Below are 26095 nucleotides of genomic sequence, written 5' to 3'. Positions count from 1 at the left end.
CTTCGACAGAACCGTTGCGATTGCAGCGGTCAGCGTGGTTTTACCGTGGTCGACGTGGCCGATGGTGCCGACGTTGACGTGCGGCTTGGTCCGTTCGAATTTACCTTTTGCCATTTTATTCTTCCTTAGAACAATGATTTAAATGTAGGGACCGGCATTCTCGTGAAAGCCGGCCCGGAACTTCTATTACTTAGCTTTCGAGCTTACGATCGCTTCAGTCACATGCTTAGGTGCTTCAGCATAGTGCTTGAATTCCATCGTGTAAGTCGCACGACCTTGGGTCGACGAACGCAACGATGTGGCGTAACCGAACATTTCCGACAGAGGTACTTCGGCCTTGATGATCTTGCCGCCACCACCAGCAATTTCATCCATGCCTTGCACCATACCGCGACGCGACGACAGATCGCCCATCACGGTACCGGCGTAGTCTTCCGGCGTTTCCACTTCCACGGCCATCATCGGCTCCAGGATGACTGGCGATGCTTTGCGGCAGCCATCTTTGAATGCCATCGAAGCGGCCATGCGGAATGCATTTTCGTTCGAGTCAACATCATGGTACGAACCGAAGAACAGCGTGACTTTAACGTCAACAACTGGGTAACCAGCCATCACGCCCGAAGTCAGCGTGTCGCGTACACCTTTTTCAACTGCAGGGATGTATTCGCGAGGAACGGTACCGCCCTTGATCGCGTCAACGAATTCGAAGCCCTTGCCCGGTTCTTGCGGTTCGATCTTCAGAACCACGTGACCGTATTGACCACGACCACCCGATTGCTTGACGAATTTGCCTTCCGACTCTTCGCACACTTTACGGATCGTTTCGCGGTAAGCCACTTGTGGCTTGCCGACGGTGGCTTCAACGTTGAATTCGCGCTTCATGCGGTCAACGATGATGTCCAGATGCAACTCGCCCATACCGGCGATGATGGTCTGGCCCGATTCTTCATCGGTACGCACGCGGAACGATGGATCTTCTGCTGCCAGACGGTTCAGCGCCAGGCCCATTTTTTCCTGGTCAGCCTTGGTTTTTGGCTCGACTGCCTGCGAAATCACCGGCTCAGGGAAGACCATGCGTTCCAGAACGACGCTTGCTTTTTCGTCGCAAAGCGTATCGCCAGTGGTGGTGTCTTTCAGACCCACGACAGCGGCGATGTCGCCAGCGCGCATTTCTTTGATTTCTTCGCGCTCATTGGCTTGCATCTGCACGATACGGCCAATACGCTCTTTCTTCTGCTTCACGGAGTTCAGGACCGAATCGCCCGAATTCAATGTGCCCGAATAGCAGCGGATGAAGCACAGCTGACCCACGAACGGATCGGTTGCGATCTTGAACGCCAATGCCGAGAATTTCTCATTGTCGTCGGCTGCGCGCTCGACTGGCTGCTCGTCCTCGTCCAGACCTGGAACAGGTGGAATGTCGATTGGCGATGGCAGATACTCGATGACCGCGTCCAACATTGCTTGTACGCCCTTGTTTTTAAAGGCGGTACCGCACAACATTGGAACGATTTCGCTGGCGATGGTACGCTGACGCAGAGCAGCCTTGATCTCGGCTTCCGACAGGTCGCCTTCTTCCAGGTACTTGTTCATCAGTTCTTCGGACGCTTCAGCAGCGGCCTCAACCATGTTTTCGCGCCACTTGGCAGCTTCAGCAGCCAGGTTGGCAGGAATTTCGCCGTATTCAAACTTCATGCCTTGCGAAGCGTCATCCCAGATGACCGCTTTCATCTTGACCAGATCGATAACACCGGTAAAGACGTCTTCAGCACCGATAGGCATCTGAATAGGTACTGGGTTGGCTTTCAGACGCGAACGCATCTGATCGTAGACCTTGAAGAAGTTGGCGCCGGTACGGTCCATCTTGTTCACGAAGGCCAGACGTGGCACTTTGTACTTGTTAGCCTGACGCCATACCGTTTCCGATTGTGGCTGCACGCCGCCGACTGCACAGTAAACCATGCAGGCGCCATCCAGCACGCGCATCGAACGTTCAACTTCAATGGTGAAGTCAACGTGGCCTGGGGTGTCGATGATGTTGATGTGATGCGCTGGGAAGTTGTTTGCCATGCCTTTCCAGAAGCACGTAACAGCAGCCGAGGTAATCGTGATACCGCGCTCTTGCTCCTGCGCCATCCAGTCGGTGGTGGCTGCGCCATCATGGACTTCGCCCAGCTTGTGGTTCACGCCGGTGTAGAACAGAACGCGCTCGGTGGTGGTCGTCTTACCTGCATCGATGTGAGCGGAGATACCGATATTGCGGTAGCGCTCAATGGGGGTCTTGCGGGCCATAATTAATCCTAAATGAATGGACAAAACCGAGCAGCATTTTTTTGCAAAAATGAGCCCGGCCTCGAACAACAGATGCTTGACAGCCGCCTTGCGGTAGCTGGCTTTATATTAGAAGCGGAAATGCGAGAACGCTTTGTTCGCTTCAGCCATACGATGGACTTCGTCGCGTTTTTTCATCGCGCCGCCGCGGCTTTCAGCCGCTTCCATCAGCTCACCGCCGAGGCGTTGTGGCATCGATTTTTCGCTGCGCTTGTTAGCAGCTTCACGCAACCAACGCATGGACAAAGCCATACGACGGACTGGGCGAACTTCGACCGGCACCTGGTAGTTTGCACCACCGACGCGACGGGATTTCACCTCAACCAGCGGCTTGGCGTTGTTGATTGCGGTAGCAAAAACTTCGAGCGGATCTTTGCCCGATTTTGCTGCGATGTGCTCGAAAGCACCGTAGATGATGTTTTCTGCAACCGATTTCTTACCGGACAGCATCAGCACGTTTACAAATTTAGCGACATCAGTGTTGCCGAATTTTGGATCTGGCAAAATTTCGCGCTTGGGTACTTCACGACGACGTGGCATATCAATTCCTTTCAATCTTCAGTTGAGCGCGCGTTCTTCGCACACTCGCGGACGACCATCATAGTCTTCCACTTACTCGACCAGATGCGGTCGACTACATTCACTTAGCTAGTTGCCACTGAGCGAAACTTGGGTTTGCTGCGTACAACTTATTACTTCTTGCCTGCTTTAGCGCGCTTGGTACCGTACTTCGAACGCGATTGCTTACGGTCTTTAACGCCTTGGGTATCCAGGGCACCGCGAACCATGTGGTAACGCACACCCGGCAAATCCTTGACGCGGCCGCCGCGCAACAGCACAACACTATGCTCTTGCAGGTTATGGCCTTCACCGCCAATGTACGAAATGACTTCGAAACCATTGGTCAGACGAACTTTAGCGACTTTACGCAGAGCCGAGTTAGGCTTCTTTGGAGTCGTTGTGTAAACACGTGTGCAGACGCCACGTTTTTGCGGGCTGTTTTCCAGCGCCGGCGATTTGCTCTTCACGGTCAAAGCGACGCGTGGATTGCGAATCAATTGATTGATGGTTGGCATCGTTATAAATCCAACAAAAAACTACGATTAATAACCCGGGCAAGATGCCCGGCGACTAAAACCTCGTCCCGCTTTCATCTACTGCGCACCGGAGGCGCCCGCAGCCACTCGATAAGGAGCGGCCAAAAAGTGCCAGGCAATACGTAAACGATGAGCAGAATAAAATCGAGAACTCGCTAGTTTAGACCTTGTGTTACAGGGGGTCAATCAGTTTACCGCTTTTTGCTATAAAAAAAGGCAAAAAAGCGGCTAATTTGTGGCATTTTGACTAATCTTTGGCAGCAATGCGCAGGCAGCGGCATCCCGCGATGATTGATGATTTGGCATTCTTTCTCTGAGGCCAAGCATCAGTAGGGCGCATTCTTGTACGACCGCAACACAACAAAAGGATTGATAATAGCGGACATTTTTCGCTGCCTCCCTTTATGCACTCCTTGCTTCGCCCTGCCACTCTGTTCCTGCTCCTGACGTATGCCTTGCTGACGGCCGTGCCCTTCGTCCCCGCGCTGCTGGGGCGTGCGCTCGAACATCCCTGGCAGATGCTCACGCTTGAGCTGCTGGCCTGGCTGGCCGTATGGAGCGTGTTCAAGCGCCCCGCATACTTTCACTGGCTGCTGGTGCCCGCCTTCCTGGCCCTGCCGACGGAAATCTACCTGTTCATCTTCTATGGCCAAGGCATTTCCACGCACCACCTGGGCATCATCTTCGAAACCAGCCCCAAGGAAGCGATGGAGTTCCTGGGGCAAAAAGTGTGGCTGATGGGCGCCGTCATGCTGGGCGTGATCGCCTGGTGCGCGCTCGGCTGGTTGGCGGCCACGCGCACGCGCGACCTCGACTGGCGCGGCAAGACGCGCCCGGCCGCCTTCGTATTGCTGATCCTGCTGGGCGGCTTCTGGTGGTATGGCTACGAATTCGGTTTCGAGGCCAAGGTTCTGCATAGCGCTCCCGCATCAGCCAAGGCCAGCCTGCCACCAGCCAGCGCCAAGGCAGGCGCTTCCGACTTCGGCGACGCCAGCTCGGCCGACGACGAAACGGCCGAAGACGACGAGGAAAGCAGCAAGCCGGAGAACGCCAGCATCGCCGGCGCCGACGAAACGGGACTGGGATGGCCCAGCCTGCCCCACTGGGCGCGCCTGCCTTATGCATTCGACACCGTCAGTAATTCCTGGCCCTTCGGCCTGGCCGCGCGCGGCTTCGATTTTTACAAGGAACGTCGGTACCTGGCCGAACTGGGAAAGAAGAGCAGCAGCTTCCGTTTCGGCGCGCACCAGCAACATCCCGACGCCCATCCGGAAGTAGTCGTCATGGTAATCGGCGAATCGTCGCGCTACGACCGCTGGAGCCTGAACGGCTATGAGCGCGACACCAATCCCCTGCTGAAACAGGAAAGCAACCTGGTGCCGCTGGCCGACGTCATCACGGCCGTTTCCGCCACGCGCCTGTCCGTGCCCGTCATCATCTCGCGCAAGCCGGCCACGCAAAGCCTCAAGGATGGCTTCTCGGAAAAATCCTTCCTCACCGCCTACAAGGAAGCCGGCTTCAAGACCTACTGGCTGTCGAACCAGATCTCGTTCGGCCAATTCGATACGCCCGTATCCGTGTTTGCCAAGGAAGCAGACGTGGTGCAATTCCTGAACCTGGGCGGCTTCACCAATAATTCGAACTTCGACCAGATCCTGTTCGATCCGTTCAAGAACGCGCTGGCCGACCCGGCGCCGAAAAAGCTCATCGTGCTGCACACCCTGGGCAGCCACTGGAACTACAGCCAGCGTTATCCGAAATCCTTCGACAAGTGGCAACCGTCGCTGTTCGGCGTCGACAAGCCCGTCTACACGGACACGGCCATCAAGCCACAGCTGAACAACAGCTACGACAGCTCCATCCTGTACACGGACTGGTTCCTGTCAAACGTGATCGGCATGCTGAAGGATGATGGCCAGCGCACCGCCCTGCGCAGCTCGCTCGTCTACGTGGCCGATCACGGCCAGACCTTGTACGACGGCACCTGCCGCCTGGCCTTCCATGGCCACAACACGCAGTTCGAGTTCCACGTGCCCGCCTTCGTCTGGTATTCGCCGCAATTCCAGCAGCACTATCCGGACAAGGTGACGCAGCTGCAGCGCCATCAGAAGGCGCGCCTGTCGACGGAAAACATGTTCCATACCCTGCTCGACCTGGGCGACATCCGCTTCGCCGGCGAACAGCCCGAATGGAGCATCGCCAGCCCCCGCTTCAAGCAGCACAAGCGCTACGTCGACAGCTACGGCTGGACCAACTACGACAACGCCATCATCCGCGGCGATTGCCGCGAAGTGATCGACAAGAGCACGCCGGAGAAACAGGAAAAGTAAGGGCTAAGGGCGGCCGTCAGGCCCGCTCCAGCACGCCGCCGCAATCGGCCGGCTGCGCCATGTGCGTGCTGAGCCAGTCGAAGACGCGTCCGGCCTTGTCAGCGATACCGGCGTCAAAACCGCGCTGCGCCAGCAGGGCGATGCCGTTCGTGGCCTGCAGCACGCCGGGCGCCAGCTGCAGCGCGCCAGCGTCATCGCGGCGCACACACCAGGGCGCCAGGCAGTCTTCCAGCAGCGGCCCCAGCACCAGGTTGTGCGACGAGACGATCACCAGGTGGCGCGCGGCCAGGGAATGCAGCACGGCGGCCGCCGCCGCCACCGATTCAAGGTGGTTCGTGCCGCGAAAAATCTCGTCGATCAGGAACAGCGCCGGTTCCCCGCTCTCGGCCAGCGCCAGCAGTTCGCGCGCGCGCCGCAGTTCAGCAATATATAAACTTTCGCCGCCCTCGAGGGAATCTTCATTCTGCATGCTCGCATACACGGCCAGGCGCGGCACATCAGCGCTGTCCGCATGACAAAAGCCAAAGGCCCGCGCGCAGACCAGGTTCAAGCCTATGCAACGCAGCAAGGTGCTCTTGCCGATACCGTTCTGGCCGGAGATGAAGCCCCCCCTGCCTTGCACGCCGAACGACAGCGGCGCCGCGTTCTCCAGCAAGGGATGCAGCATGCCCTGCAAGGCCAGCGCGCGCGGCGCCGCGGTGCCCGCCCAGCAAAACACGGGCGCCGCACGCAGCTGCCGCGCCAGCGCCAGGTCCGCTTCCAGCCGGGCCACCTGGGTAAAGCTGTCGCGCAGAAAGGGCAGCTGCTGCGCCACCAGCTGGCGCGTGCGGAAATAGCGCTTGACGTTTTTCAGCAGCAGCCAGTCGCCATACTCGACCAGCAGCGTATCGATGAAGGGCACGTAATGCAGCAGCGAGCGCTCGATGGCGCGCGTCAGCCTGGCCGCCTGTGCGCCGCCGGCAGGCAATGACGTGACTGCGGGCACATCGAGCCGCGCCAGCGCGGCACGGGTTTTCAGCAAGTGGCGCAGGGTATCGAGCGTGCGCTCCCACAGCTTGGCGCTTTCGTAAAAGCGCACCTGCACGGTCATTAGCGCAACACAGGCGGCCAGCACGCCAAACAGCGCCGGCCAGCCCACCAGCCAGCAGGCGGCGATGGCCAGCAACAAGGCCAGCGGCACCAGCCATAGCCAGGCACTCCACCACGGTGCCGATGCCAGCGCCGCACCGAACAGCGTCTCGCTCACCTCCGTATCGGCCTGACGCAAGGGCAGGCAGGCGCGCTGCAGGCTGGCCGCCTGGGCTGGATCGTCCAGCAATCGCCGGACGCGCGCAATGGAGGCGGGATCGGCCTGACCACCGCTCAGGCGCCGGTGCAGCTCCTGCTGGCCGAAGATGCTGGTCTCGCGCGCCAGCTGCGCCGCATATTGGTCGAGCAGCAGCTCGTTCCAGGTCTGGCCATCGAGCGATGGCGCCTCGCCCGTCAACCGCTGCAGCATCGCCACGTCGCTGCGCGCAAAAGGATAATCGAGCGCCGGCGCCAAGGCGCGGGCAGAGAAAAGTTGCTGGAGAAATGGATGCATGGCGCCTGGGGAGGAGTCAAAAAAAGGAGTCGCCACAGCAGATGCAGGCGATTGCCAATTTATCAAGTGCAACCTGAGCGGACGGACATGCCGGACGGCGCGGACACGGCGGACAGCCGGACGCCAAAACTTTTTCCACTCAAATCAACGACTTAATAACTGGCACGGATCGTGCATTAAAAAGCTCATTCTCCACGAGACCCGACCATGATCCGCGATACCTCCTCTCAAGACGCCGTACTGTCCGCCCCGCCGGGCCAGCGCCACAAGAAACGCGCCCTGCTGCTGGCCGGCGCCGTCATCGTCATCGGCGGCGCCGTCGCCGTATTTGCCGGCTGGCGCAACAGCGAACACTCCGTCAATGCCAGCCGCCTGCGCATCGCCGAGGTCACGCGCGGCACCCTGATCCGCGACGCAGCCGTGAATGGCCGCGTGGTGGCCGCCATCAGCCCCACCCTGTACTCGACCACGGTGGCCACAGTGACCCTGAAGGCCAAGGCGGGTGACACGGTAAAAAAAGGCGACATCCTGGCCGTGCTTGAATCGCCGGACCTCTCCGACGCCCTGAAACGGGAGCAGTCGAGCGTGCAGCAACTGGAAGCGGAAGTGGCGCGCCAGCAGATCCTGGCAAAAAAACAGAAGCTGCTGGCGCGGCGCGAAGCCGATACGGCGGAAATCGAACGCCTGTCAGCGCAGCGCACCCTGGAACGCTACGAAAGCGTGGCGCAAGTGGGCATCATCGCCAAAATCGATTACCAAAAGGCCAAGGACGCGCTCAATTCAGCCGACATCCGCAGCAAGCACGCTTCGCAGGCGGCAGGCCTGGAAAGCGAGGACGTGACCCTGGCACTGAAGACCAAGGTCAATGAACTGGAACGCCAGCGCCTGAGCCGCGACAACGCCCAGCGCCGCGTCGATGAACTGACCGTGCGCGCCCCCGTCAACGGCTTCATCGGCACGCTCTCGGTGGCCAACCGCAGCGTGGTGCAAGCCAATACGGCGCTGATGACCCTGGTCGACCTGTCGCAGCTGGAAGTCGAGTTGGAAGTGCCGGAAACGTATGTGGCCGATATCGGCCTGGGCATGAGCGCGGAAATCGAAACGGGTGCCATCAAGGCGACAGGCAAACTGTCGGCGCTGTCGCCGGAAGTAGTGAAAAACCAGGTGCTGGCACGCGTGCGCTTCAATGGTGAACAACCGGCAGGGCTGCGGCAAAACCAGCGCATCACGGCGCGCCTGCTGATCGACGAAAAGCCGAATGTGCTGATGCTGGCGCGCGGCCCCTTCGTCGAGGCAGAAGGCGGCCGCTTCGCCTATGTGGTGCGCGACGGCGTGGCCATCCGCACCCCCATCAAGATGGGCGCCACCAGCGTCTCATCCGTGGAAATTCTCGATGGCCTGAAGCTGGGCGACAAGGTCGTCGTCGCCGGCACGGAATCGTTTGAAAACGCTGCCCGCATCTCCATCAATCAATAAGCTGCATCCCATCCTAGAAAGAGGCACGCCATGCTGCGCATGCAAAATCTGAACAAAGTCTATCGCACCCACATGATCGAAACGCACGCGCTGCGCGGCTTCGACATCCACGTCAAGCAAGGTGAATTCGTCACCGTCACAGGCCCTTCCGGCTCCGGCAAGACGAGCTTCCTGAATATCGCTGGCCTGCTGGAAGAATTCACCGACGGCGAATACATCCTCGACGGCGTTAACGTGAAGGGCATGAACGACAATGCCCGCTCGCGCCTGCGCAACGAAAAACTCGGCTTCATCTTCCAGGGCTTCAACCTGATTCCCGACCTGTCGCTGTTCGACAATGTCGACGTGCCGCTGCGCTATCGGGGCTTCAACAGTGCCGAGCGGCGCGAACGCATCGAGGATGCCTTGGCCAAGGTGGGACTGGCCTCGCGCATGAAACACTATCCGGCCGAACTGTCAGGCGGCCAGCAGCAGCGCGTGGCGATCGCGCGCGCGCTGGCCGGCTCGCCCAAACTGTTGCTAGCCGATGAACCGACCGGCAACCTCGACACGCAGATGGCGCGCGGCGTGATGGAGCTGCTCGAAGACATCAATGCGCAAGGTACCACCATACTGATGGTCACGCACGATCCGGAACTGGCGCTGCGCAGCCAGCGCAATGTGCACATCATCGACGGCCAGGTCTCGGACCTGGCGCACAAGGGGCCGACGCTGGCCAGCAGCCAGGCCAAGGCCGGCAGCAACGCCGCCACTGTCTGAGGATCGCCCATGTTCCAGTACTACTTTCTACTCGGCCTGCGCAGCCTGCGCCGCAACCCAGCCCTGACGGCACTGATGGTGCTGACCCTGGCCATCGGCGTGGCCGCCAGCATCTCTACCCTGACCATCCTGCATGTCATGTCGGGCAATCCCCTGCCGCACAAGAATGGCCGCATGTTCGTGCCGCTGGTCGACAATGGCTCCCTCTCCGGCTATACGCCGGGAAATGCATCGGGCGACAAGCAGCTCAGCTACCGCGACGCCGTCAATTTCCAGAACAGCAAAATGGGCGAGCGGCGCAGCGTCATGTACGGCGTGGGCGGTGCCATCGAGCCAGCACGCAAGGATATCGGCGCTTTCAGTTCCCAGGGACTGGCAGCCTACCGCGATTTCTTTCCCATGTTCGAGACGCCCTTTCTGCATGGCCAGCCATGGAGCGAGGCCGACGATGCCGCCGGTGCCGACGTCATCGTCCTGTCGCGCAAGCTGGCAGAAAAGCTGTACGGCGACAGCAATCCTGTGGGCCAGCGCATGACGCTCATGGGTTTCCAATACCAGATCACGGGCGTGCTCGATAAATGGGAACCCGTGCCGCGCATCCATCGCATCATCGGCAGCGGCGCCTTTGGCAGCGAGGACAGTTACTTCATCCCGTTTACCAGCGCGATCCGCCACCAGACCAGCCATAACGGCAGCATGAACTGCAGCGGCAACCGGGAGCCGGGCTACCAGGGCACGCTCGATTCGGAATGCACGTGGATGCAGTTCTGGTTCGAGATGGCCAACGATGGTCAGCGCGGCGAACTGCAAAACTACCTCGACAGCTATGCGCAGGAGCAGCGCAAGCTGGGCCGCCTGAAGCGCAATGCCCCCAACCAGCTGTTCAGCATCGATGAATGGCTGGTGCACCTGCGCGTGGTGGGCAATGACAACAAGCTGTCGGCCTGGCTGGCCTTCGGTTTTCTGGCCCTGTGCCTGGTCAACACCATCGGCCTGCTGCTGGCCAAATTTTCCGTGCGCGCCGCCGAAGTCGGCATCCGCCGCGCACTGGGCGCCTCGCGCAGCGATATCTTCCGCCAGTTCCTCATCGAGACGACCGTCATCGGCCTGGCTGGCGGCGTGCTTGGCCTGCTGCTGTCCTTCGGCGCATTGGCACTCATCGGCATGCAGTCGAAGCAGCTGACCGTCGCCGCGCACATGGACTGGGTGATGCTGGCCATGACCTTCGTCATCTCGGTGGCCGCAGCGATCCTGGCCGGCCTGCTGCCAACCTGGCGCGCCTGCCAGGTGACGCCGGCCCTCCAGCTCAAATCCCAATGACAGAATCGACCGCACACGAATAGGATCACCATGGAAATCCGACCCATCCTGTCTGCGCTGATGCGCAGCAAAACCGGCGCCATCCTGGTCGCCGTGCAAGTGGCCCTGAGCCTGGCCATCCTGGCCAATGCCCTGCATATCGTCAACGTGCGCCAGGAAGTGGCGGCGCGCCCCAGCGGCGTGGCGGCAGAGCGCGACGTCTTCCATCTGCTGGCGCGCAACTTGCGCCAGCAGGGCCACAATGAAGAACTGGCTCTGCAAAAGCGCCTGGCTGCGGCTGCGCGCGCCGTGCCGGGCGTCGTCTCGGTAGCGCAGGTGAGCCAGGTACCGTTGTCGCGCAATGGCAGCAACAGCGGCTTCGCCGCCAGCCGCAAGCAGGAAAATAGTTCCGCCATTGCCGCCGTGTATGTTACGCCCGACCCCCTGATCAAGACCTGGGGGCTGCAGCTGCTGGAAGGACGCGACTTCACGCCAGCGGAGATCGTCGAAATCGACCAGAACGTGACGGAAGAATTCCCCCCGCAAGTCATCGTCACGCGGGCAATGGCCGAAAAAATCCACCCTGGTGGCGGCAGTGCGCTGGGCATGCCCCTCTTCCTGGGTACCGGCGAAGGAGCGCAGCAATTGCAAGTCGTCGGCGTCGTCGAGCGGCTGCAGAGCCAGGGGGCGGAAGTGGGTGACAAGGGAGAGTATTCGGTGCTGTTTCCCGTACGCCTGACGGGCGACGGCGATACCCTGCTGACCATCCGTGCCGAAGCGGGCCAGCGCGACCGCGTGATGAAAGAAGCCGAGCAGGCCATCCGCGCAGCCACGCCGGACAAGCTGATCGTACGCCTGCGCACGCTCGATGAAGACCGCGACACGCGCTACCGCGCCGACCGCGCGATGTCGTGGATGCTGATCACCGTCTCGGCCCTGCTGCTGCTGGTCACCGCCAGCGGCATCGTCGGCATCGCCAGCCTGTGGGTGACGCAGCGGCGCAAGCAGATCGGCGTGCGGCGCGCCCTGGGCGCGCGCCGCATCGACATCCTGCGCTATTTTTTGACGGAGAATTTCATGATCACCAGCGTCGGCGTGATGTGCGGAGTGCTGCTGGCCCTGGGCTTGAACCAGCTGCTGGTGAGCCAGCTGGAAATGGCACGCCTGCCCCTGCCCTACCTGCTGGGTGGCGCGGCCGTCTTCTGGCTACTGGGCCTGGGCGCGGTGTACGGCCCGGCATGGCGCGCAGCCAGCATTTCGCCAGCCACTGCCACCCGCAGTACCTGAGCCGGCACCTGAGTGATATGCTGCGCGCATGCCTACCGTACTGATTATTGACGACAATGCCGCCGTGGCCATCGCGCTCGACGTGCTGTTCTCCCTGCACGAGATCGACGCCGTGCGCGCCGCCTCGCCCGAGGAAGGCCTGCTTCTGCTCGAGCGCCACGCCATCGACCTGGTGGTGCAGGACATGAACTTCACGGCCGACACCACCTCGGGCGAGGAAGGCAGCGCGCTGTTCCACGCCATCCGCGCGCGCTACCCGGACCTGCCCGTGATTCTGCTGACGGCGTGGACCCAGCTCGATGCGGCCGTCGACCTGATCAAGTCCGGCGCGGCCGACTATCTGGCCAAACCATGGGATGACCGGCGCCTGATCACCAGCGTGCAGAACCTGCTGGAGCTGGGGCAGGCCAACCGCGCGCTGCGTCAGCGTGTGATGGCCGAGCAGCGCCAGCGCCACGCCCTGGAGCACGACTTCGATCTGCGCGGCATGGTATGGCAAGATCCGGCCACCGAAAGAGTGGTGCACCTGGCCTGCCAGGTGGCGCGCGCCGACGTGCCCGTGCTCATTTCGGGGCCGAACGGCAGCGGCAAGGAACGCATCGCCGCCATCGTGCAAGCCAATTCCCAGGTCGCCAGCGGTCCCTTCGTCGTGCTCAATTGCGGCGCCGTGCCGGTGGAGTTGATCGAAGCGGAACTGTTCGGCGCCGAGGCTGGCGCCTACACCGGCATCACCCGCGCACGCGATGGCAAGTTCGACGCGGCCGACGGCGGCACCCTGTTCCTCGACGAGATCGGCAACCTGCCGCTGGCCGGGCAAATGAAACTGCTGCGCGTGCTGGAAACGGGACGCTTCGAGCGCCTCGGCTCGAACCGCGAGCGGCAAGTGAAAGTGCGCGTCATCAGCGCCAGCAACGCCGACCTGCCAGCGATGATCAGGGCAGGCACGTTTCGCGAAGACCTGTTCTACCGCTTGAACGTGATCGAACTGCGCCTGCCTCCACTGGCCCAGCGCCCGCTTGACATCCTGGTGCTGGCGCGGCATTTCCTGGGCAGTGAGAAAACGCTGGATGTGCAGGCAGAGGCTACCCTGCTGGCGCACGGCTGGCCGGGCAATGTGCGCGAACTGAAAAACGTCATGCAGCGCGCCAGTCTGCTGACGGCCGGCCAGGTGATCGGCGCGCAGGAAACAGGCTTGCCACTGGCGGAACTGCCATCGCTGCGCGCACCTCAGGATGCCGACGCGACAGAGACGGACCGCGACAGCGTCGTCGCCGCCCTGGCGCGCACACACGGCGTGGTGGCGCAGGCGGCGCAGGAACTGGGGCTCTCGCGCCAGGCGCTGTACCGGCGCATGGAACGCCTGGGCATCGCACGCGGCTGATGGCACACCCTCCCATGCGCCTCTCCCTGCTCACGCGCTGGACGGCGCTGATCGTCACCTTGCTGGTGCTGGGCATAGTCATCGCCCTGCTACTGGCGCATTTTTTGCCGGGCCAGCCGCTGCTGGTGCTGGCGGGTACCCTGCTGTGCGTGCTGCCGGTGGCCGTCATTACCATCCGCGCGCAGCTGCAATCGATGCTGTCGCTGTTTCGCGCCTTGAGCGGCACGGTTGCCAGTTACCAGGACGGCGACTTCGGCTTCAGCTTGCGCTGGCCGCAGAACGATGAACTGGCCGACCTGGTGGCGGCCCACAATGCGCTGGGTGACGTGCTGCGCAAGCAGCGCCTGGATCTGGTGCAGCGCGAACTGCTGCTCGACACCATGGTGCAAAACACGCCGGTGGCCATGCTGCTGGTGGCCGAGGGCAGCGCCATCGTCTACGCCAACCTGGCCGCGCGCCAGTTGCTGCACCACGGCCGCCGGCTCGAAGGACACCACCTGGCAGACATCGTGCGCGAGGCGGCGCCAGCCCTGGCCGAGGCGCTGGCGCGCCGCAACGACGGCCTGTTTACCAGCGGCGAAGGGGAGCAGGAAGAGGTGTATCACCTGGCACGGCGCAGCTTCAGCCTGAACGGGCGCAAGCACGAACTGCTGCTGTTGCGCCAGCTGACCCTGGAACTGCGGCGCCAGGAGGTGCAAACCTGGAAGAAAGTCATCCGCGTCATCAGCCATGAGCTCAACAACTCGCTGGCGCCACTGGCCTCGCTGGCCCATTCCGGCGCCGAGCTGGTGCGCCGCGGCCAGACCGAGCGCCTGCCGCAAATCCTCGCCACCATCGAGGAACGCACGCGTCACCTGGAAACTTTTATCCTCGGCTATGCGCGCTTTGCCAAGCTGCCCGCACCACGCCTGGCGCCATGCGAGTGGCAACCCTTCCTCGACAGCCTGACCTCGCAAGCGGCCTTCACGCTTGACGGCACGCCGCCCGCGCAGGCCGCCGTGTTCGATGCGGCGCAAATGCAGCAGGCGCTGCTCAACCTGCTCAAGAACGCGCTGGAATCCGGTTCAAAGCCCCAGCATATCGGCCTGCACGTCAGCCAGGGTCAAGGGCAGCTGCGCATCGAAGTGCGCGACCGCGGGCCGGGCATGAGCGGTGCCGTGCTGGAAAACGCGCTGGTGCCGTTTTATTCCACCAAGCGCAGCGGCACGGGACTCGGCCTGGCCCTGGCGCGCGAAATCGCCGAAGCGCACGGTGGACGCATCACCCTCGCCAACCGCGAAGGCGGAGGACTGGCGGTAACCTTGATTCTTCCATTGCAGGACAGAAATTAGTTCCTCGTGTAACGATTTTTAAATCACACCATTCGCAATTATTTCGCGGTGCAATATTGATAATTAGAGTTTTAAATATTGCAACATCATGAGCGCCATGCCCGTATGTTAGAAATAAGCTATTTAAGTTTGCATAATGATATAAAAATAGCTGATTGACAATGAAATGTCTTGGCGATAATTTATCTGAGCGGTACGGTTTTTTTGAAACATCAATCGTTTTCTCGCGGGGATAAATATGAAACTGAAATCACTCATTGCAGCAACGGTCTTGGGCGCGGCGTCCATCGGCAGCGCCTGTGCGGCGGCGTATTCCATAGACCTTAACAATACAGGCACCAATGTATGGACGGCAAGCTACGGCGCCACTCCCGTCATAGGTGACTTTACCGATACATTCACGTTCAGTCCATCAGCAACTGCCGGTTCGTTCGTGCAAACCTTTCTTGCGAACATCTCCTATACCGGCGCTGACAATATGGCGGTCACGTTCAGCTCTGTCTCGCTGAACAGCATTGCCCTGACAGATGTCAGCACCAGCACGCCTTTCGGCGCCTTCCATGGCGCGCTCCTTGCTCCGACCGAGATTTTGATCGGCGCGCCCCTGGTTCTCACGGTCATGGGCAACTCCAAAGGTGGCAGTTATGCCGGCGACTTCAACCTGACCCTGGCCCCGGTTCCGGAGCCGGAAACGTATGCCATGATGCTGGCCGGCCTGGGGATACTGGGCTTCCTGGCACGACGCCGCAAGCAATCTTGAGCTCCCCTCCCAAAAGACGCTGCAGCGTCTTTTTTTTCGCTCCTGCTACACTGGAGCCATGACAACAGATTTCACTTCCACCAGCAGTACCGCTTTCAGCCATCCTGGCCACCCGCCTGCCACCACCACCGAACACCGCGGCATCCGCTACCTGCACCTGGGCACCAAGTGGGTGCAGGGCGCCATGCGCCTGGACAAACCCGACGCCATCGAGCTCGAATACGTGCAGATGATGATGATGTGGATGCTGTTCAAGACACAGCCCAGGCGCATCGTGCAGCTGGGACTGGGCAGCGCTGCGCTGACAAAATTCAGCTACCGCCGCTTCCCCGATGCCTCGGTCACAGCCATCGAACTCAATCCGAATGTGATCGCCATCTGCGGCGCCCAGTTTGCGCTGCCGCCGAATGACGCGCGCCTCGACGTGCGCGAGATGAATGCGCTCGACTTCGTGCTCGATCCTGCCAACCACGGCACGGTCGATGCGCTGCAGGTGGACCTGTACGACGAAGACGCGCGCGGCCCCGTACTCGACACGCCCGAGTTCTACCAGGCCTGCTTCGACTGCCTGGCAGACGACGGCATCATGTGCACGAATGTCTTCGGCGACTTCCCCAACTACGACAAGAATTTGCAGGCGATGGAACTGGTCTTCGACGCCGTCGTCTGGGTGCCAGAAATGGAAGATGAAAATATAGTCGTGCTGGCCTTCAAAAAATCGCCGTCGCTCGATTTCAGCGACTTGTACGAACGTGCCGCCGCCATCAAGAAGCAGTTCAACCTGCCCGCCAAGAACTGGGTAAACGGCTTGAAGCAGTGGATGCAGGACCAGCAGTAATACAGTAGCGCGGCATCACGCCGGCAGCAGCGCGCCCAGGCGGCGCGCCAGCCCATCCATATTCTCGGACTGAACCTGCGCATAACCGAGCAGGAAACCGTTCCAGCCGGCGCCCTCGCCCCTCCTCTCTCCCGTGTCATGCGCGGACAGCGCCAGCGCCACGATGCCGTCCTGCGCGGCGCGGCGACTCAGCGCCAGATCATCCCATGCGGCATCTTGGAAACGCAGCGCCAAATGCATGCCGGCTGTGCCGCCATGGATGCCAGCGCCCGCACACGCATGGCGCTGCAATGCCTCGCTCAAGGCGTCTCGCCGCTGGCGGTACAGGCGGCGCATGCGGCGCACATGGCGCGCAAACAGGCCGCTGCGCAGGAACTCGGCCAGTGCCAGTTGTTCAGCCACGCGCCCCCTGGCGGCGCCCTGTGCCTGCATCTGCGCGAAGGCCCCGGCCAGCGTCGCCGGCACGACGATAAAGGCCAGGCGCAAGGCGGGAAACATGGTCTTGCTGAAGGTGCCCATATACACGACGGGCGCATCCTCCACCAGTCCCTGCATCGCAGCCAGGGGCGGGCCGCCATGGCGAAATTCGCTGTCGTAATCATCTTCAATAATCAGGGCGCCGGCGGCACGGGCCCGGTCGAGCAGCACCATGCGGCGCGCGGGACTAAGCACGCTGCCGGTCGGATACTGGTGCGACGGTGTGGTGTAGATCAGGCGCGGCGGCGCCGTGTTCCAGTCGTCGTCTGTCGGTGCGATGCCATCCATGTCTACCGCAATGCCCCTCACCTGCAGGCCGGCGCCGCGGCCCGCCGCCAGCGCGCCGCCATAGCCAGGGTGCTCGATCCACAAGGTGTCGCCCTGGTCGGCAAAGGCGCGCAGGCACACATCCAGGCTGCTCTGCGTGCCATCCGTGATGAACACCTGGCTCGCATCGCAGACGACGCCGCGCGCGGCGCGCAAATGGTCGGCGATGGCCATGCGCAGCTGCGGCTCACCGGCAGGGTCGCCGTAATTGAGCTGGCGCGGCGTCAGCGCACGCCATGCACGATCCAGCATGCGCCGCCACTGCGCCAGCGGAAATTCGTCGAGCGCCGGCACGCCAGGCGCGAACGCGCCCATGGCGTCAGCAGGAAATACCAGCGCCGCATTCACATCCTGTCCCGCCACGCCGCGCAAATGCCGGGCGCGGCGCGACAAGCCATCCTGGCCGCCACTCACTGGCGATGCCATCGGCTCGCCGGCACTGCCGGCGACGACGGTGCCGCGCCGGTCCGGCAAGACAAACCCTTCGCTGGCCAATTGCTCGTAGGCGTACAGCACGGTATTGCGCGCCATTCCCAGTTCCGCAGCAAGCACGCGCGTGGCGGCCAGCCGCGTACCAGGAGCCAGCTGGCCGCCGCGGATCGCCGCGCGCAGGCATTCATGCAGCAGGCGCTGACGCGGCCAGCCCCGCTCGCGATGCGTGCGTTCGAATGCAACCAGTAGCAAAGCAAAGTCCATGCGCCTCCTTGTGGCTCTAAATTATTTATCAGTTCTGGATCTTTTTTCAGGGCCAGATGCCGATTATAGTGCGGCCTGCTTCTTCAACCAACCGGATTTCCACCATGACCGCTACCGCCCTGCCTCCCAGCCCCCGCACCCGGGTACGCCGCGTCGCCGAACTGGCCAGCTACGAGCAAGCCACCCTGTACGCCGTCCTCGACGCCGCCTATCTGTGCCATATCGCCTTCCAGGACGAGCACGGAAACCATTGCATCCCGACCGCCTGCTGGCGCATCGGCGGCCACCTGTACATCCATGGCTCGAACGGCAGCCGCATGCTCAAGCAGCTGCTGCGCGATACGGGCGTGTGCGTGACGGTGACCCACCTCGACGGCCTGGTGCTGGCGCGCTCGGCCTTCAATCACACCATGAACTACCGCTCGGCGATGGTGTACGGGCAGTTTGAAAAAGTAAGCGACATCGGCCAGCAGCATGCGGCCATGGATGCGCTGATGGAAAAGCTGGCGCCGGGACGCCTGGCACAAGTGCGCGGTGGCAGCACCAAGGAATACGCCGCTACCACCGTGCTGCGCATCGCGCTCGACGAATGCGCCGTCAAGCAGCGCAGGGGCGGTCCGCTGGACGATGCGGGCGACATGGCGCATGACGTCTGGACGGGTGAACTGCCGTTTACGCACGCTCGGGGCGCGGCCATCGCCGATGCGCTCAACACCAGCGAGTTGCCCGCATATGCCGCTGCATGGGGTACGGAATCCGCTTGACCGGCCGGCGTGCTTGCCCGATGATCGGCGTTGATGGCGATCGCCACCAATTTACCAACCGATCCAATCACGCATGGAGCATATGATGATGAAGCGAGTATCCCTGGCTGCGGCCTTGATGGTCATGCTGGCCTGTGGCGGCAGCGGTGCGGCACTGGCCGCCGATGCCGGCGACGCGGCCCTGAAGGCAGCCATTGCCGGCAGTGCGCGCACGCCGGCCAACGCGCTACGCGACAGCGCCCGCCACCCGTATGAAACGCTGACGTTCTTCGGCATCAAACCGGGCATGACAGTGGTAGAACTGGCGCCTGGCGGCGGCTGGTATACGGAGATCCTGGCGCCCTACCTGCGCGAGAACGGCAAGCTGATCGCCGCCGGCAACGATCCGCAATCCGCCAGCGAAGGCGCACGCCGCGGCGCGGCGCGCTTCCAGCAAAAACTCGACGCCAATCCGGCCGCTTTCGGCAAGGTGGAAATCGGCGCCTTCGCGCCACCCACCACCTACCGCATCGCGCCCAAAGGCACGGCCGACATGGTGCTCACCTTCCGCAATATCCACAACTGGATACCCATTGGCGAAGCAGGCATGCAGACCCTGTTCAAGGAAGTCTATGACAGCCTGAAACCGGGCGGCGTGTTCGGCGTCGTCGAACACCGCCTGCCGGCGAACAAGGTGCAGGATGCCACGGCCAGCAGCGGCTACATGCACGAAGCATATGTGATCAAACTGGCTGAAGGCGCCGGTTTCAAACTGGCGGCCAAGTCGGACATCAACGCCAATCCCAAGGACACGGCAGACCACCAGGGCGGCGTCTGGGCACTGCCACCCACCTACGCCAACAAGGATGTGGAGCGGGCCAAATACACGGCCATCGGCGAGAGTGACCGTATGACCCTGAAGTTCGTCAAGTAGGTCAGCTTAGCGCGGCACCGCCGCGCGTAATCCGACAACATCGTTGGCGTCTGTGATGGCGTCGGGTTACGCGTAACGCGCTAACCCGACCTACCGCTTTATTTCTTCGTTTCCTTCGGCTTCACCGGTACCAGGCTCAAATCCTGGAAGTCATAGCTGAAATCCGTTTCGGCCGACACGGGCGCCATTTTCACCCTGTCAATGCTGCCATCGGGATTGAGCGAGAAGGTCACATAGGCGTCGGCGTTGAAGTTACGCTCTTTCCAGCGCACGATGAAGGTGTCATGCTGCCAGTGTTCCAGCTCGCCCGTCAGGTCCGGCGTGCGCGTGAAGCTGAGGATATGTTTTTTCCCCTCCGGCTTGATCACGACCTTGCCGTACCAGGCATCCTCATACTCGCCGTCATACGCCGCCAGCGGCAGCGATGGCTGCGATTTCACCGCGCGCGCGCTCGACGCCTTGCCCTGCTTCTTGACTTCTTCCGCATGCTGGTCCTGCTCCACCTGGGCCACCAGCGCGAGCCAGTCCGACGGCGCTGCCTGCAGGTAATGGTCGAGGATGCGCCATTGCAACGCCGTCATGGAACCGCCATTTTCAGCATTGGTGAGAATGGCCACCCCCAGTTTCGCTTCCGGCACCATCACCACGCGCGAATAAAAGCCCTGCAGCGCGCCGCCGTGCATGGCCACTTTCATGCCCTTGTAGTCGCGTAGCTGGAAGCCCAGGCCATACGCGCTGAAATTCGGCTTGGTCGCTGCCAGCTTTGGCTTCGGCTCGGCAATCTTGATCGGCGTTTGCGCCGTCCACATCTCGCGGCCCTGCTTTTCACTGAACAGACGCGCTTCCTTGCCATCCTTGTCCATCACGCCGGCGATCTTGCCTTCGTCGAGCAGCACCATCATCCACTTGGCGATATCTTCCGCATTCGTGTTGATGCCGACGGCGCCCACGGCGTTCGGCACCGGCATCGATTTGACGGCGGTGACCTTGCCGTCGATCTTGCTGTGCGCATTGGCCACGTCGGGATTGCCAACGTTCTCGGCCAGGCTGGTGGTGCTGCCCGTCATGCCCAACGGCGCCAGGATGCGTTCGTGCATCGCCTCGCCCCAGCTCTTGCCGGCCTTGTCGGCGATGATCTTGCCAGCGACGATGTACAGCAGATTATCGTAGGCATAGCTGTTGCGAAAACTCGTGGCTGGGCGGATGTAGCGCAGCTTCTCGATGATCTCGTCGGTGCTGAACGTGGTGGTGGGCCACCACAGCAAGTCGCCGGCGCCCAGGCCCAGGCCACTGCGGTGCGTCAGCAAATCGCGGATGGTCATGGCGCCCGTCACGTAGGAATCGTGCATCTGGAAGCCTGGCAAGTGCTTGGTGACGGGATCGTCCCAGGCCAGCTTGCCCTCGTCAACCAGCATGGCCAGAGCGGCGGCCGTGAAGCCTTTCGAGTTCGATGCCACTTCGAACAGGGTCTTGGCGCCGACGGATGCCGGTTCGCCCAGCTTGCGCACGCCAAAGCCCTTGGCGGTGATGACCTTGCCATCCTTGACGATGGCGATCGCCATGCCGGGCACGTCGAAAACCTTCAGGGCGGTGGCGACGTCACGGTCAAGATCGAAGGCAGGCGCGGGCGCCGGCGCAGCAGCAGCAACAGGGGCGGCGTCAAAGGCCAGTGCCGGCACAGTGACGCTGGAAAACGCCAGCACGATGGCGGCGGCGAGACGGTTCATGGAATGCATGCTCAGGATGTCCAAAGAAAGTTCAATGCGCTTGCGCGGCCATCAATTTATCGACGCTTTCCTGCGTCACCGGGTGGTAGCGTGCGCGCGCCTGCGCATACACGTCCTTGGCCCAGGCATGGCCTTGCGGCGTCTTCATCAGCGCGCTGTACAGGGGCACGACGAACTTCTGGCGGCCCACGCTCATCAGGAATGCCTGCAAGGGCTGCTGCACGTCGTAGCCGGCGTTCACGGCAGCGAGGTAAAAGCGGTAGGCCACTTCATTGTTGCCGCTCTTGCCCACACCGTAGACCTGATCCAGTTCGCGCAATTGCGCCGCGCTGGCCTTGTTGTTGATGTCGTTCAGGAAGTGCATCGATTCGATGGCGACCCAATGATCCATGCCCAGCTCTTTCGTCGCCAGCTCCCCCTTGAGCCAGGCGTCGCGGTGCTGGTCGAGCAGCGCCAGGCGCGGCGAGACAACGCGCTGCGCGCTGGCCGGCACGCCGGTGCCATACAGCCATTCATCGAGTTCCGCTTCCGGCATCACGTCCGGATGCTGCGCCAGCAGATTCTTGCGCAGGTAGGCGATGAACTGCTCCGTCGTCACGCTCTGGAACGCGTGCTGGTCGAACCAGCCGCGCAGGAAGGGATCGAACACGGCACGGCCGGCACGGCGCTCCATGGTAGCCAGGAACCAGGCACCTTTCGGGTAGATGATGCCATCGTCCGTATACGTTTCTGCGGGATTGGCATCCGCATCGCGCGTGATCAACGCCGTTTTCGCCGCCGGCAATGTCTTGATCGACGCGGCCAGTTCTTCCTGGTCGACCTGCACGCCCATCTGCGCCACTTCGCTGCCATACAGCTGCTCGACGATGCGCGTGGTGACGTAGGTGGTGAAACCTTCGTTGAGCCACATGTGCTTCCACGAGGCGTTGGTGACCAGGTTGCCCGACCACGAGTGGGCCAGTTCATGCGCGATCAGGTCGACCAGGCTGCGGTCGCCCGCGATCATGGTTGGCGTGAGGAAGGTCAGGCGCGGGTTTTCCATGCCACCGTAGGGGAACGATGGCGGCAGCACGATCATGTCGTAGCGTCCCCATCCATACGGACCGTATAGCGCTTCGGCGGCCTGGATCATCTTTTCCGTGTCGGCCAGTTCGTATTCGGCCGCCTTGATGCGGGGCGGTTCGGCATACACGGCGGAACGGGGACCGAGCTTGCGCACTTCCAGTTCGCCGATGGCAATGGCCAGCAGGTACGATGGAATCGGCTGCGGCATCCTGAATTTCCAACCGCCCTTGCCCGTCGCTTTTTCGTCATTCTCGGCGCTCATCACGACGCGCATGCCGCTTGGGGCATCAATGCGTGCGCTGTAGGTAAAACGCACGGCTGGCGTATCCTGCGACGGCACCCATGAGCGGGCGTTGATGCTTTGCGACTGGCTGAACATGAAGGGCAGCTTGCCCGACATGGTCTGCTGCGGCGTGAGCCACTGCAGCGCGATGGCGTTTGGCGCCGTGTGATAGTAGACGCGCACTTTGCCCGGCTGGCCCGTGGTGGTGATGCGCAGCGCCTGGCCCTTTTCCGGGTCGGCCTTGTCCAGCTGATACGGCGCCATCTGCCATGCGCCGCGCTTGTCCTGCACCTGCACTTTCGCGATCGACAAATCGCGCGTATCGAGCACCAGGGTGCGCGCCGCCGGATCGATCCAGTTCAAGGACAGCTCGGCATAGCCGGAGAGGGTCTTTTGCTTGAAATCGGCTTTCAGGTCCAGCTGCAGGTCGCGCGTGCGCACCTGGTCGTAACGCGCGTAGCTAAGGGGATCGGCGTGCGCCGCCAGGGTTACCTGGCAAAGTAGCGCACAGCCCAGCGCGCGCAGGAAGGTCAAAGTTTGCATGGTCGTCTTTTGAATGATTTGCGAAAGCCCCGGTCCGTGTGCGCCGAGGCGTCGCGCAGAATAGCACTTCCGGCGCAGGCAGGCAGAAAAAAAACGCCGGACTGGCCGGCGCTGTTTCACTATTTCGTCCCGGCATTGGCTTCGGGCGCCTTCAGCGGCGTATTAAAATCCTTCATCAGGTTATTCTTGTCGCGGTCCAGCTTGAACAGCTCCAGGCGCGATGGCGTGATTTTTCGCGGCCAGGCGTTGTTGCTGGTGTCGATATCGGCCGTCTCCCAGTACGGGTCTTGCACCAGGCTCACCATTGGCTCGTCCGTGATGATGACCTTGCTGATCTTGTGCGGCGAATAACGCCATACTTCGGCCGGTACGCGCTCGATGGTCTTCTTGCCGCTTTTCAGTTCGATCTCCAGGATCAGCGGCATCACCAGGCCGCCAATATTCGAAAAGTCGACCAGGTACAGATGCTTGCCCATATTGCGCTGCTCAAGCAGTTTCCGCTCCCAAGGCTCCAGCGTTTCCTGCTCCTCCGCATAGCTGTTGCGGTCCTTGTTGGTGACCGTGAATTCATCGTGCCGGTTATAGAAGTCCTTCAGCGCGGGGTCCAGGTCAACCTTCTTTGGCAGCGCCTTGTTGCGCTGGTCCGAGATCGAGATGGGCTGCGCGGCCTTCTGCGCCTTCTTCCACGCCTTTTCCGTTTCTGGATTTTTCGTGCTCACGCCATATTCGCTGATGCCGTCAATGCTGATATCAACCGCATCGGTGGTATAAAACCAGCCGCGCCAGAACCAGTCCAGGTCCGTGCCGGAAGCGTCTTCCATGGTGCGGAAAAAATCGGCCGGCGTGGGACGCTTGAACTTCCAGCGCAAGGCATATTGCTTGAAGGCGAAGTCGAACAGTTCACGCCCAAGTATCGTCTCGCGCAGGATGTTGAGCGCAGTGGCCGGCTTGTCGTAGGCATTCGCCGTGAACTGCAGCAAGGACTCGGAATTGGTCATGATGGGCACCTGGTTCTGGCTGCGCATGTAGTCAACGATCTTGCGCGGCTCGCCATTCCAGGAGGGGAAATGCTCTTCCCACGCCTGCTCGGCCAAGTACTGCAGGAAGGAATTGAGGCCCTCGTCCATCCACGTCCACTGGCGCTCGTCCGAGTTGACGATCATGGGGAAGTAATTGTGTCCCACTTCGTGGATGATCACGCCAATCAGGTCATATTTCGCCGTCTTCGAATACGTGAGCTCGCCCGTCTTCTTGTCCTTCACGGGGCGCCCGCCATTGAACGAGATCATCGGATACTCCATGCCGCCCACGGCGCCATTGACGGAAATCGCGGTCGGATACGGATAGTCGAAACTGTACTTGTTGTACTGCTCGATGGCGTGCACGACGGCGCGGGTGCTGTACTGCTGCCACAGCGGGTTGCCCTCGTTCGGATAGTAGGACATGGCCATCACGCGCTTGCCGCCACTGTCCAGTCCCTGCGCATCCCAAATGAACTTGCGGCTCGACGCCCACGCCACGTCGCGCACATTGGCCGCCTTGAAGTGCCAGGTTTTCATCCCCGCCGCCCGGCCCTTTTCCGCCGCAAGCGCCTCGGCAGGCGTGATCACCAGCAGCGGCGTATTGCTGTTTTTCGCCCGCGCCAGACGCTCGCGCTGCGCCGCGCTCAACACGCTAGCAGGATTTTGCAGCTCGCCCGTGGCGGCGACGACGTGATCACCCGGCACTGTCAGGTACAGCTCGTAGTCGCCAAACTCCAGGGTGAATTCACCGGAGCCGAGGAACTGCTTGTGCTGCCAGCCGGCAGCGTCGTAATACGCGGCCATGCGCGGAAACCACTGTGCGATCTGGAAAATCGTGTTCTTGTCGTCTTCAAAATATTCATAGCCGGAGCGCTCGACCAGCACCTTCTGGTCATTGACTTTATAGGACCAGTCGATGCCAAAGCTGATACTCTGGCCGGGCGCCAGCGCCACGGGCAAATCGATGCGCAGCATGGTCTGGTTGACCACATACGGCAAGGCTTTGCCGCTGGCCGCTTTCACGGCGGTGAGCTTGAAGCCGCCATCAAACTCGCGCCCCGCATGAATGGCGCGCAAGTCCTCGAATTTCAGCGCTTCCTCTTCAGTGCCGCTGAGCCAGGCCTGACGCGATGGCGCGCTCAGGACGCGGCGCTGGTCGGCATCCTGGCGCAAGCCATTCTGGTCCAGCTGCAGCCACAGATACGCGAGGCTGTCCGGCGAGCGGTTGTGATAGGTGATCTGTTCGCTGGCCGTGATTTCGCGGCGCGTTTCGTCCAAGGTGGCGCGGATAACGTAGTCGGCGCGCTGCTGCCAGTAGGCGTGGCCCGGCGCGCCTGAGGCGGTGCGATAGGCGTTGGGCGTGGGCAGCAATTCTTCCAGCTGGCGGAACTTGTCATCGAAAGGCGTGGCGGCGCACAGGACGGGCAAAGGAGCAAACAGGGTCAAACACAAGGCAAGCAAGCGGACAAGGACCGGCATGGCGCATTCCATCTGGGAGTCGTGGACAAACTGCATTCTAAGTCGAGTCTGTTTGCAAATCGATCATTGTTGTCGAAGTCCCACACACAAGGCCGCGCCCCGCCCCCGCGGCACTGGCGCCGACGCCGGCATTGGCGTATCATGCGCCTCGAACATTGGGGAGTAGTCGTCCTGCGGTCAGCCGCAGGAACCTGTATCAACATAATTGGCCCGCAGGCCATGGTGCAGGTGGTTGCAGAACTTGACGAGACCATTGATCCAGGGCGGCCGCATGGGCCGGAGTCGCCCGTGGGTCATTGGTTAATTCGTCCGGCCCGCGTACCTCTTG

The 26095-nt window shown here is 61.7% G+C and carries 20 protein-coding genes and 1 riboswitch; of the genes, 11 read left to right on the top strand and 9 right to left on the bottom strand.

Annotated features, from left to right (window positions below; all coding sequences use genetic code 11):
* The 4 genes from ACQ4WZ_RS26805 to rpsL form a co-directional block, all read right to left on the bottom strand.
* Positions 1-114: GTP-binding protein (locus ACQ4WZ_RS26805; RefSeq protein WP_204317187.1), on the bottom strand; the 114-nt coding region annotated here is incomplete at its 3' end.
* 72 nt (positions 115-186) lie between these two features.
* The gene (gene fusA / locus ACQ4WZ_RS26800; protein ID WP_101483577.1) at positions 187-2292 is read right to left on the bottom strand and encodes an elongation factor G; all 2106 of its coding nucleotides are present in this window, start codon (positions 2290-2292) and stop codon (positions 187-189) included.
* Positions 2293-2400: 108 nt separating this feature from the next.
* A complete protein-coding gene (gene rpsG, locus ACQ4WZ_RS26795) occupies positions 2401-2871 on the bottom strand; it encodes a 30S ribosomal protein S7 (protein WP_010394377.1) in 471 nt (156 codons plus the stop codon).
* A gap of 152 nt (positions 2872-3023) precedes the next feature.
* Positions 3024-3407: a 30S ribosomal protein S12 gene (gene rpsL, locus ACQ4WZ_RS26790; protein WP_010394376.1), complete on the bottom strand. Its 384-nt coding sequence runs from the start codon at positions 3405-3407 to the stop codon at positions 3024-3026.
* Between the two features lie 425 nt (positions 3408-3832).
* Here rpsL and ACQ4WZ_RS26785 point away from each other — a divergent pair, with 425 nt between their 5' ends.
* Positions 3833-5758, top strand: coding sequence for a phosphoethanolamine transferase (locus tag ACQ4WZ_RS26785; RefSeq protein WP_436574888.1), 1926 nt, complete (start codon positions 3833-3835; stop codon positions 5756-5758).
* A gap of 16 nt (positions 5759-5774) precedes the next feature.
* On the opposite strand, the gene ACQ4WZ_RS26780 is transcribed toward ACQ4WZ_RS26785, so the two are convergent.
* Entirely contained in the window at positions 5775-7340 is a 1566-nt protein-coding gene (locus ACQ4WZ_RS26780; RefSeq protein WP_436574887.1) for a MutS-related protein, read from the bottom strand.
* Positions 7341-7547: 207 nt separating this feature from the next.
* Between ACQ4WZ_RS26780 and ACQ4WZ_RS26775 the strand changes: the two genes are divergently transcribed.
* From ACQ4WZ_RS26775 to ACQ4WZ_RS26740, 8 genes are all read left to right on the top strand, one after another.
* Complete coding sequence (locus ACQ4WZ_RS26775; protein ID WP_101484822.1) at positions 7548-8816, top strand: efflux RND transporter periplasmic adaptor subunit; 1269 nt, start codon at positions 7548-7550, stop codon at positions 8814-8816.
* Positions 8817-8846: 30 nt separating this feature from the next.
* Positions 8847-9575 carry an ABC transporter ATP-binding protein gene (locus ACQ4WZ_RS26770; RefSeq protein ID WP_436574886.1) on the top strand — a complete coding sequence of 243 codons (729 nt, stop codon included), beginning with the start codon at positions 8847-8849 and terminating at the stop codon, positions 9573-9575.
* Positions 9576-9584: 9 nt separating this feature from the next.
* Positions 9585-10895 carry an ABC transporter permease gene (locus tag ACQ4WZ_RS26765; RefSeq protein ID WP_436574885.1) on the top strand — a complete coding sequence of 437 codons (1311 nt, stop codon included), beginning with the start codon at positions 9585-9587 and terminating at the stop codon, positions 10893-10895.
* A gap of 30 nt (positions 10896-10925) precedes the next feature.
* Positions 10926-12161, top strand: coding sequence for an ABC transporter permease (locus ACQ4WZ_RS26760; RefSeq protein ID WP_436574884.1), 1236 nt, complete (start codon positions 10926-10928; stop codon positions 12159-12161).
* Positions 12162-12189: 28 nt separating this feature from the next.
* On the top strand, positions 12190-13542 hold the full coding sequence (locus ACQ4WZ_RS26755) for a sigma-54-dependent transcriptional regulator (RefSeq protein WP_436574883.1): 1353 nt from the start codon (positions 12190-12192) through the stop codon (positions 13540-13542).
* Entirely contained in the window at positions 13542-14873 is a 1332-nt protein-coding gene (locus ACQ4WZ_RS26750) for a sensor histidine kinase (protein WP_436574882.1), read from the top strand. The genes ACQ4WZ_RS26755 and ACQ4WZ_RS26750 overlap by 1 nt, the downstream gene beginning before the upstream one ends.
* 238 nt (positions 14874-15111) lie before the next feature.
* Positions 15112-15633: an FxDxF family PEP-CTERM protein gene (locus tag ACQ4WZ_RS26745; protein ID WP_133988824.1), complete on the top strand. Its 522-nt coding sequence runs from the start codon at positions 15112-15114 to the stop codon at positions 15631-15633.
* A gap of 58 nt (positions 15634-15691) precedes the next feature.
* A complete protein-coding gene (locus ACQ4WZ_RS26740; RefSeq protein WP_101483570.1) occupies positions 15692-16471 on the top strand; it encodes a spermine/spermidine synthase domain-containing protein in 780 nt (259 codons plus the stop codon).
* Between the two features lie 15 nt (positions 16472-16486).
* Here the strand turns inward: ACQ4WZ_RS26740 and pdxR are convergent, their stop codons facing one another.
* Entirely contained in the window at positions 16487-17971 is a 1485-nt protein-coding gene (gene pdxR, locus ACQ4WZ_RS26735; RefSeq protein WP_436574881.1) for a MocR-like pyridoxine biosynthesis transcription factor PdxR, read from the bottom strand.
* A 104-nt stretch (positions 17972-18075) separates the two neighbouring features.
* On the opposite strand from pdxR, the gene ACQ4WZ_RS26730 reads away from it, so the two are divergent.
* Both ACQ4WZ_RS26730 and ACQ4WZ_RS26725 read left to right on the top strand, forming a co-directional pair.
* Positions 18076-18735 carry a pyridoxamine 5'-phosphate oxidase family protein gene (locus ACQ4WZ_RS26730; protein WP_436574880.1) on the top strand — a complete coding sequence of 220 codons (660 nt, stop codon included), beginning with the start codon at positions 18076-18078 and terminating at the stop codon, positions 18733-18735.
* 88 nt (positions 18736-18823) lie between these two features.
* The gene (locus tag ACQ4WZ_RS26725; RefSeq protein ID WP_208327758.1) at positions 18824-19648 is read left to right on the top strand and encodes a class I SAM-dependent methyltransferase; all 825 of its coding nucleotides are present in this window, start codon (positions 18824-18826) and stop codon (positions 19646-19648) included.
* A gap of 98 nt (positions 19649-19746) precedes the next feature.
* On the opposite strand, the gene ACQ4WZ_RS26720 is transcribed toward ACQ4WZ_RS26725, so the two are convergent.
* The 3 genes from ACQ4WZ_RS26720 to ACQ4WZ_RS26710 form a co-directional block, all read right to left on the bottom strand.
* Entirely contained in the window at positions 19747-21384 is a 1638-nt protein-coding gene (locus tag ACQ4WZ_RS26720) for a serine hydrolase (protein ID WP_133988827.1), read from the bottom strand.
* 22 nt (positions 21385-21406) lie between these two features.
* Positions 21407-23266 (bottom strand): M1 family metallopeptidase, encoded by a 1860-nt coding sequence (locus ACQ4WZ_RS26715; protein WP_133988828.1) that lies wholly within the window; start codon positions 23264-23266, stop codon positions 21407-21409.
* 119 nt (positions 23267-23385) lie between these two features.
* Positions 23386-25767 carry a M1 family aminopeptidase gene (locus ACQ4WZ_RS26710; RefSeq protein ID WP_436574879.1) on the bottom strand — a complete coding sequence of 794 codons (2382 nt, stop codon included), beginning with the start codon at positions 25765-25767 and terminating at the stop codon, positions 23386-23388.
* Between the two features lie 145 nt (positions 25768-25912).
* Positions 25913-26081: riboswitch (yybP-ykoY riboswitch) on the top strand.
* Positions 26082-26095 lie beyond the last annotated feature (14 nt).

The organism is Janthinobacterium darwini, assembly GCF_051380905.1.
Taxonomy (GTDB): domain Bacteria; phylum Pseudomonadota; class Gammaproteobacteria; order Burkholderiales; family Burkholderiaceae_D; genus Janthinobacterium.
The sequence above is the reverse complement of the archived record's forward strand: the minus strand, read 5'-3'. Positions and strand labels throughout refer to the sequence as shown.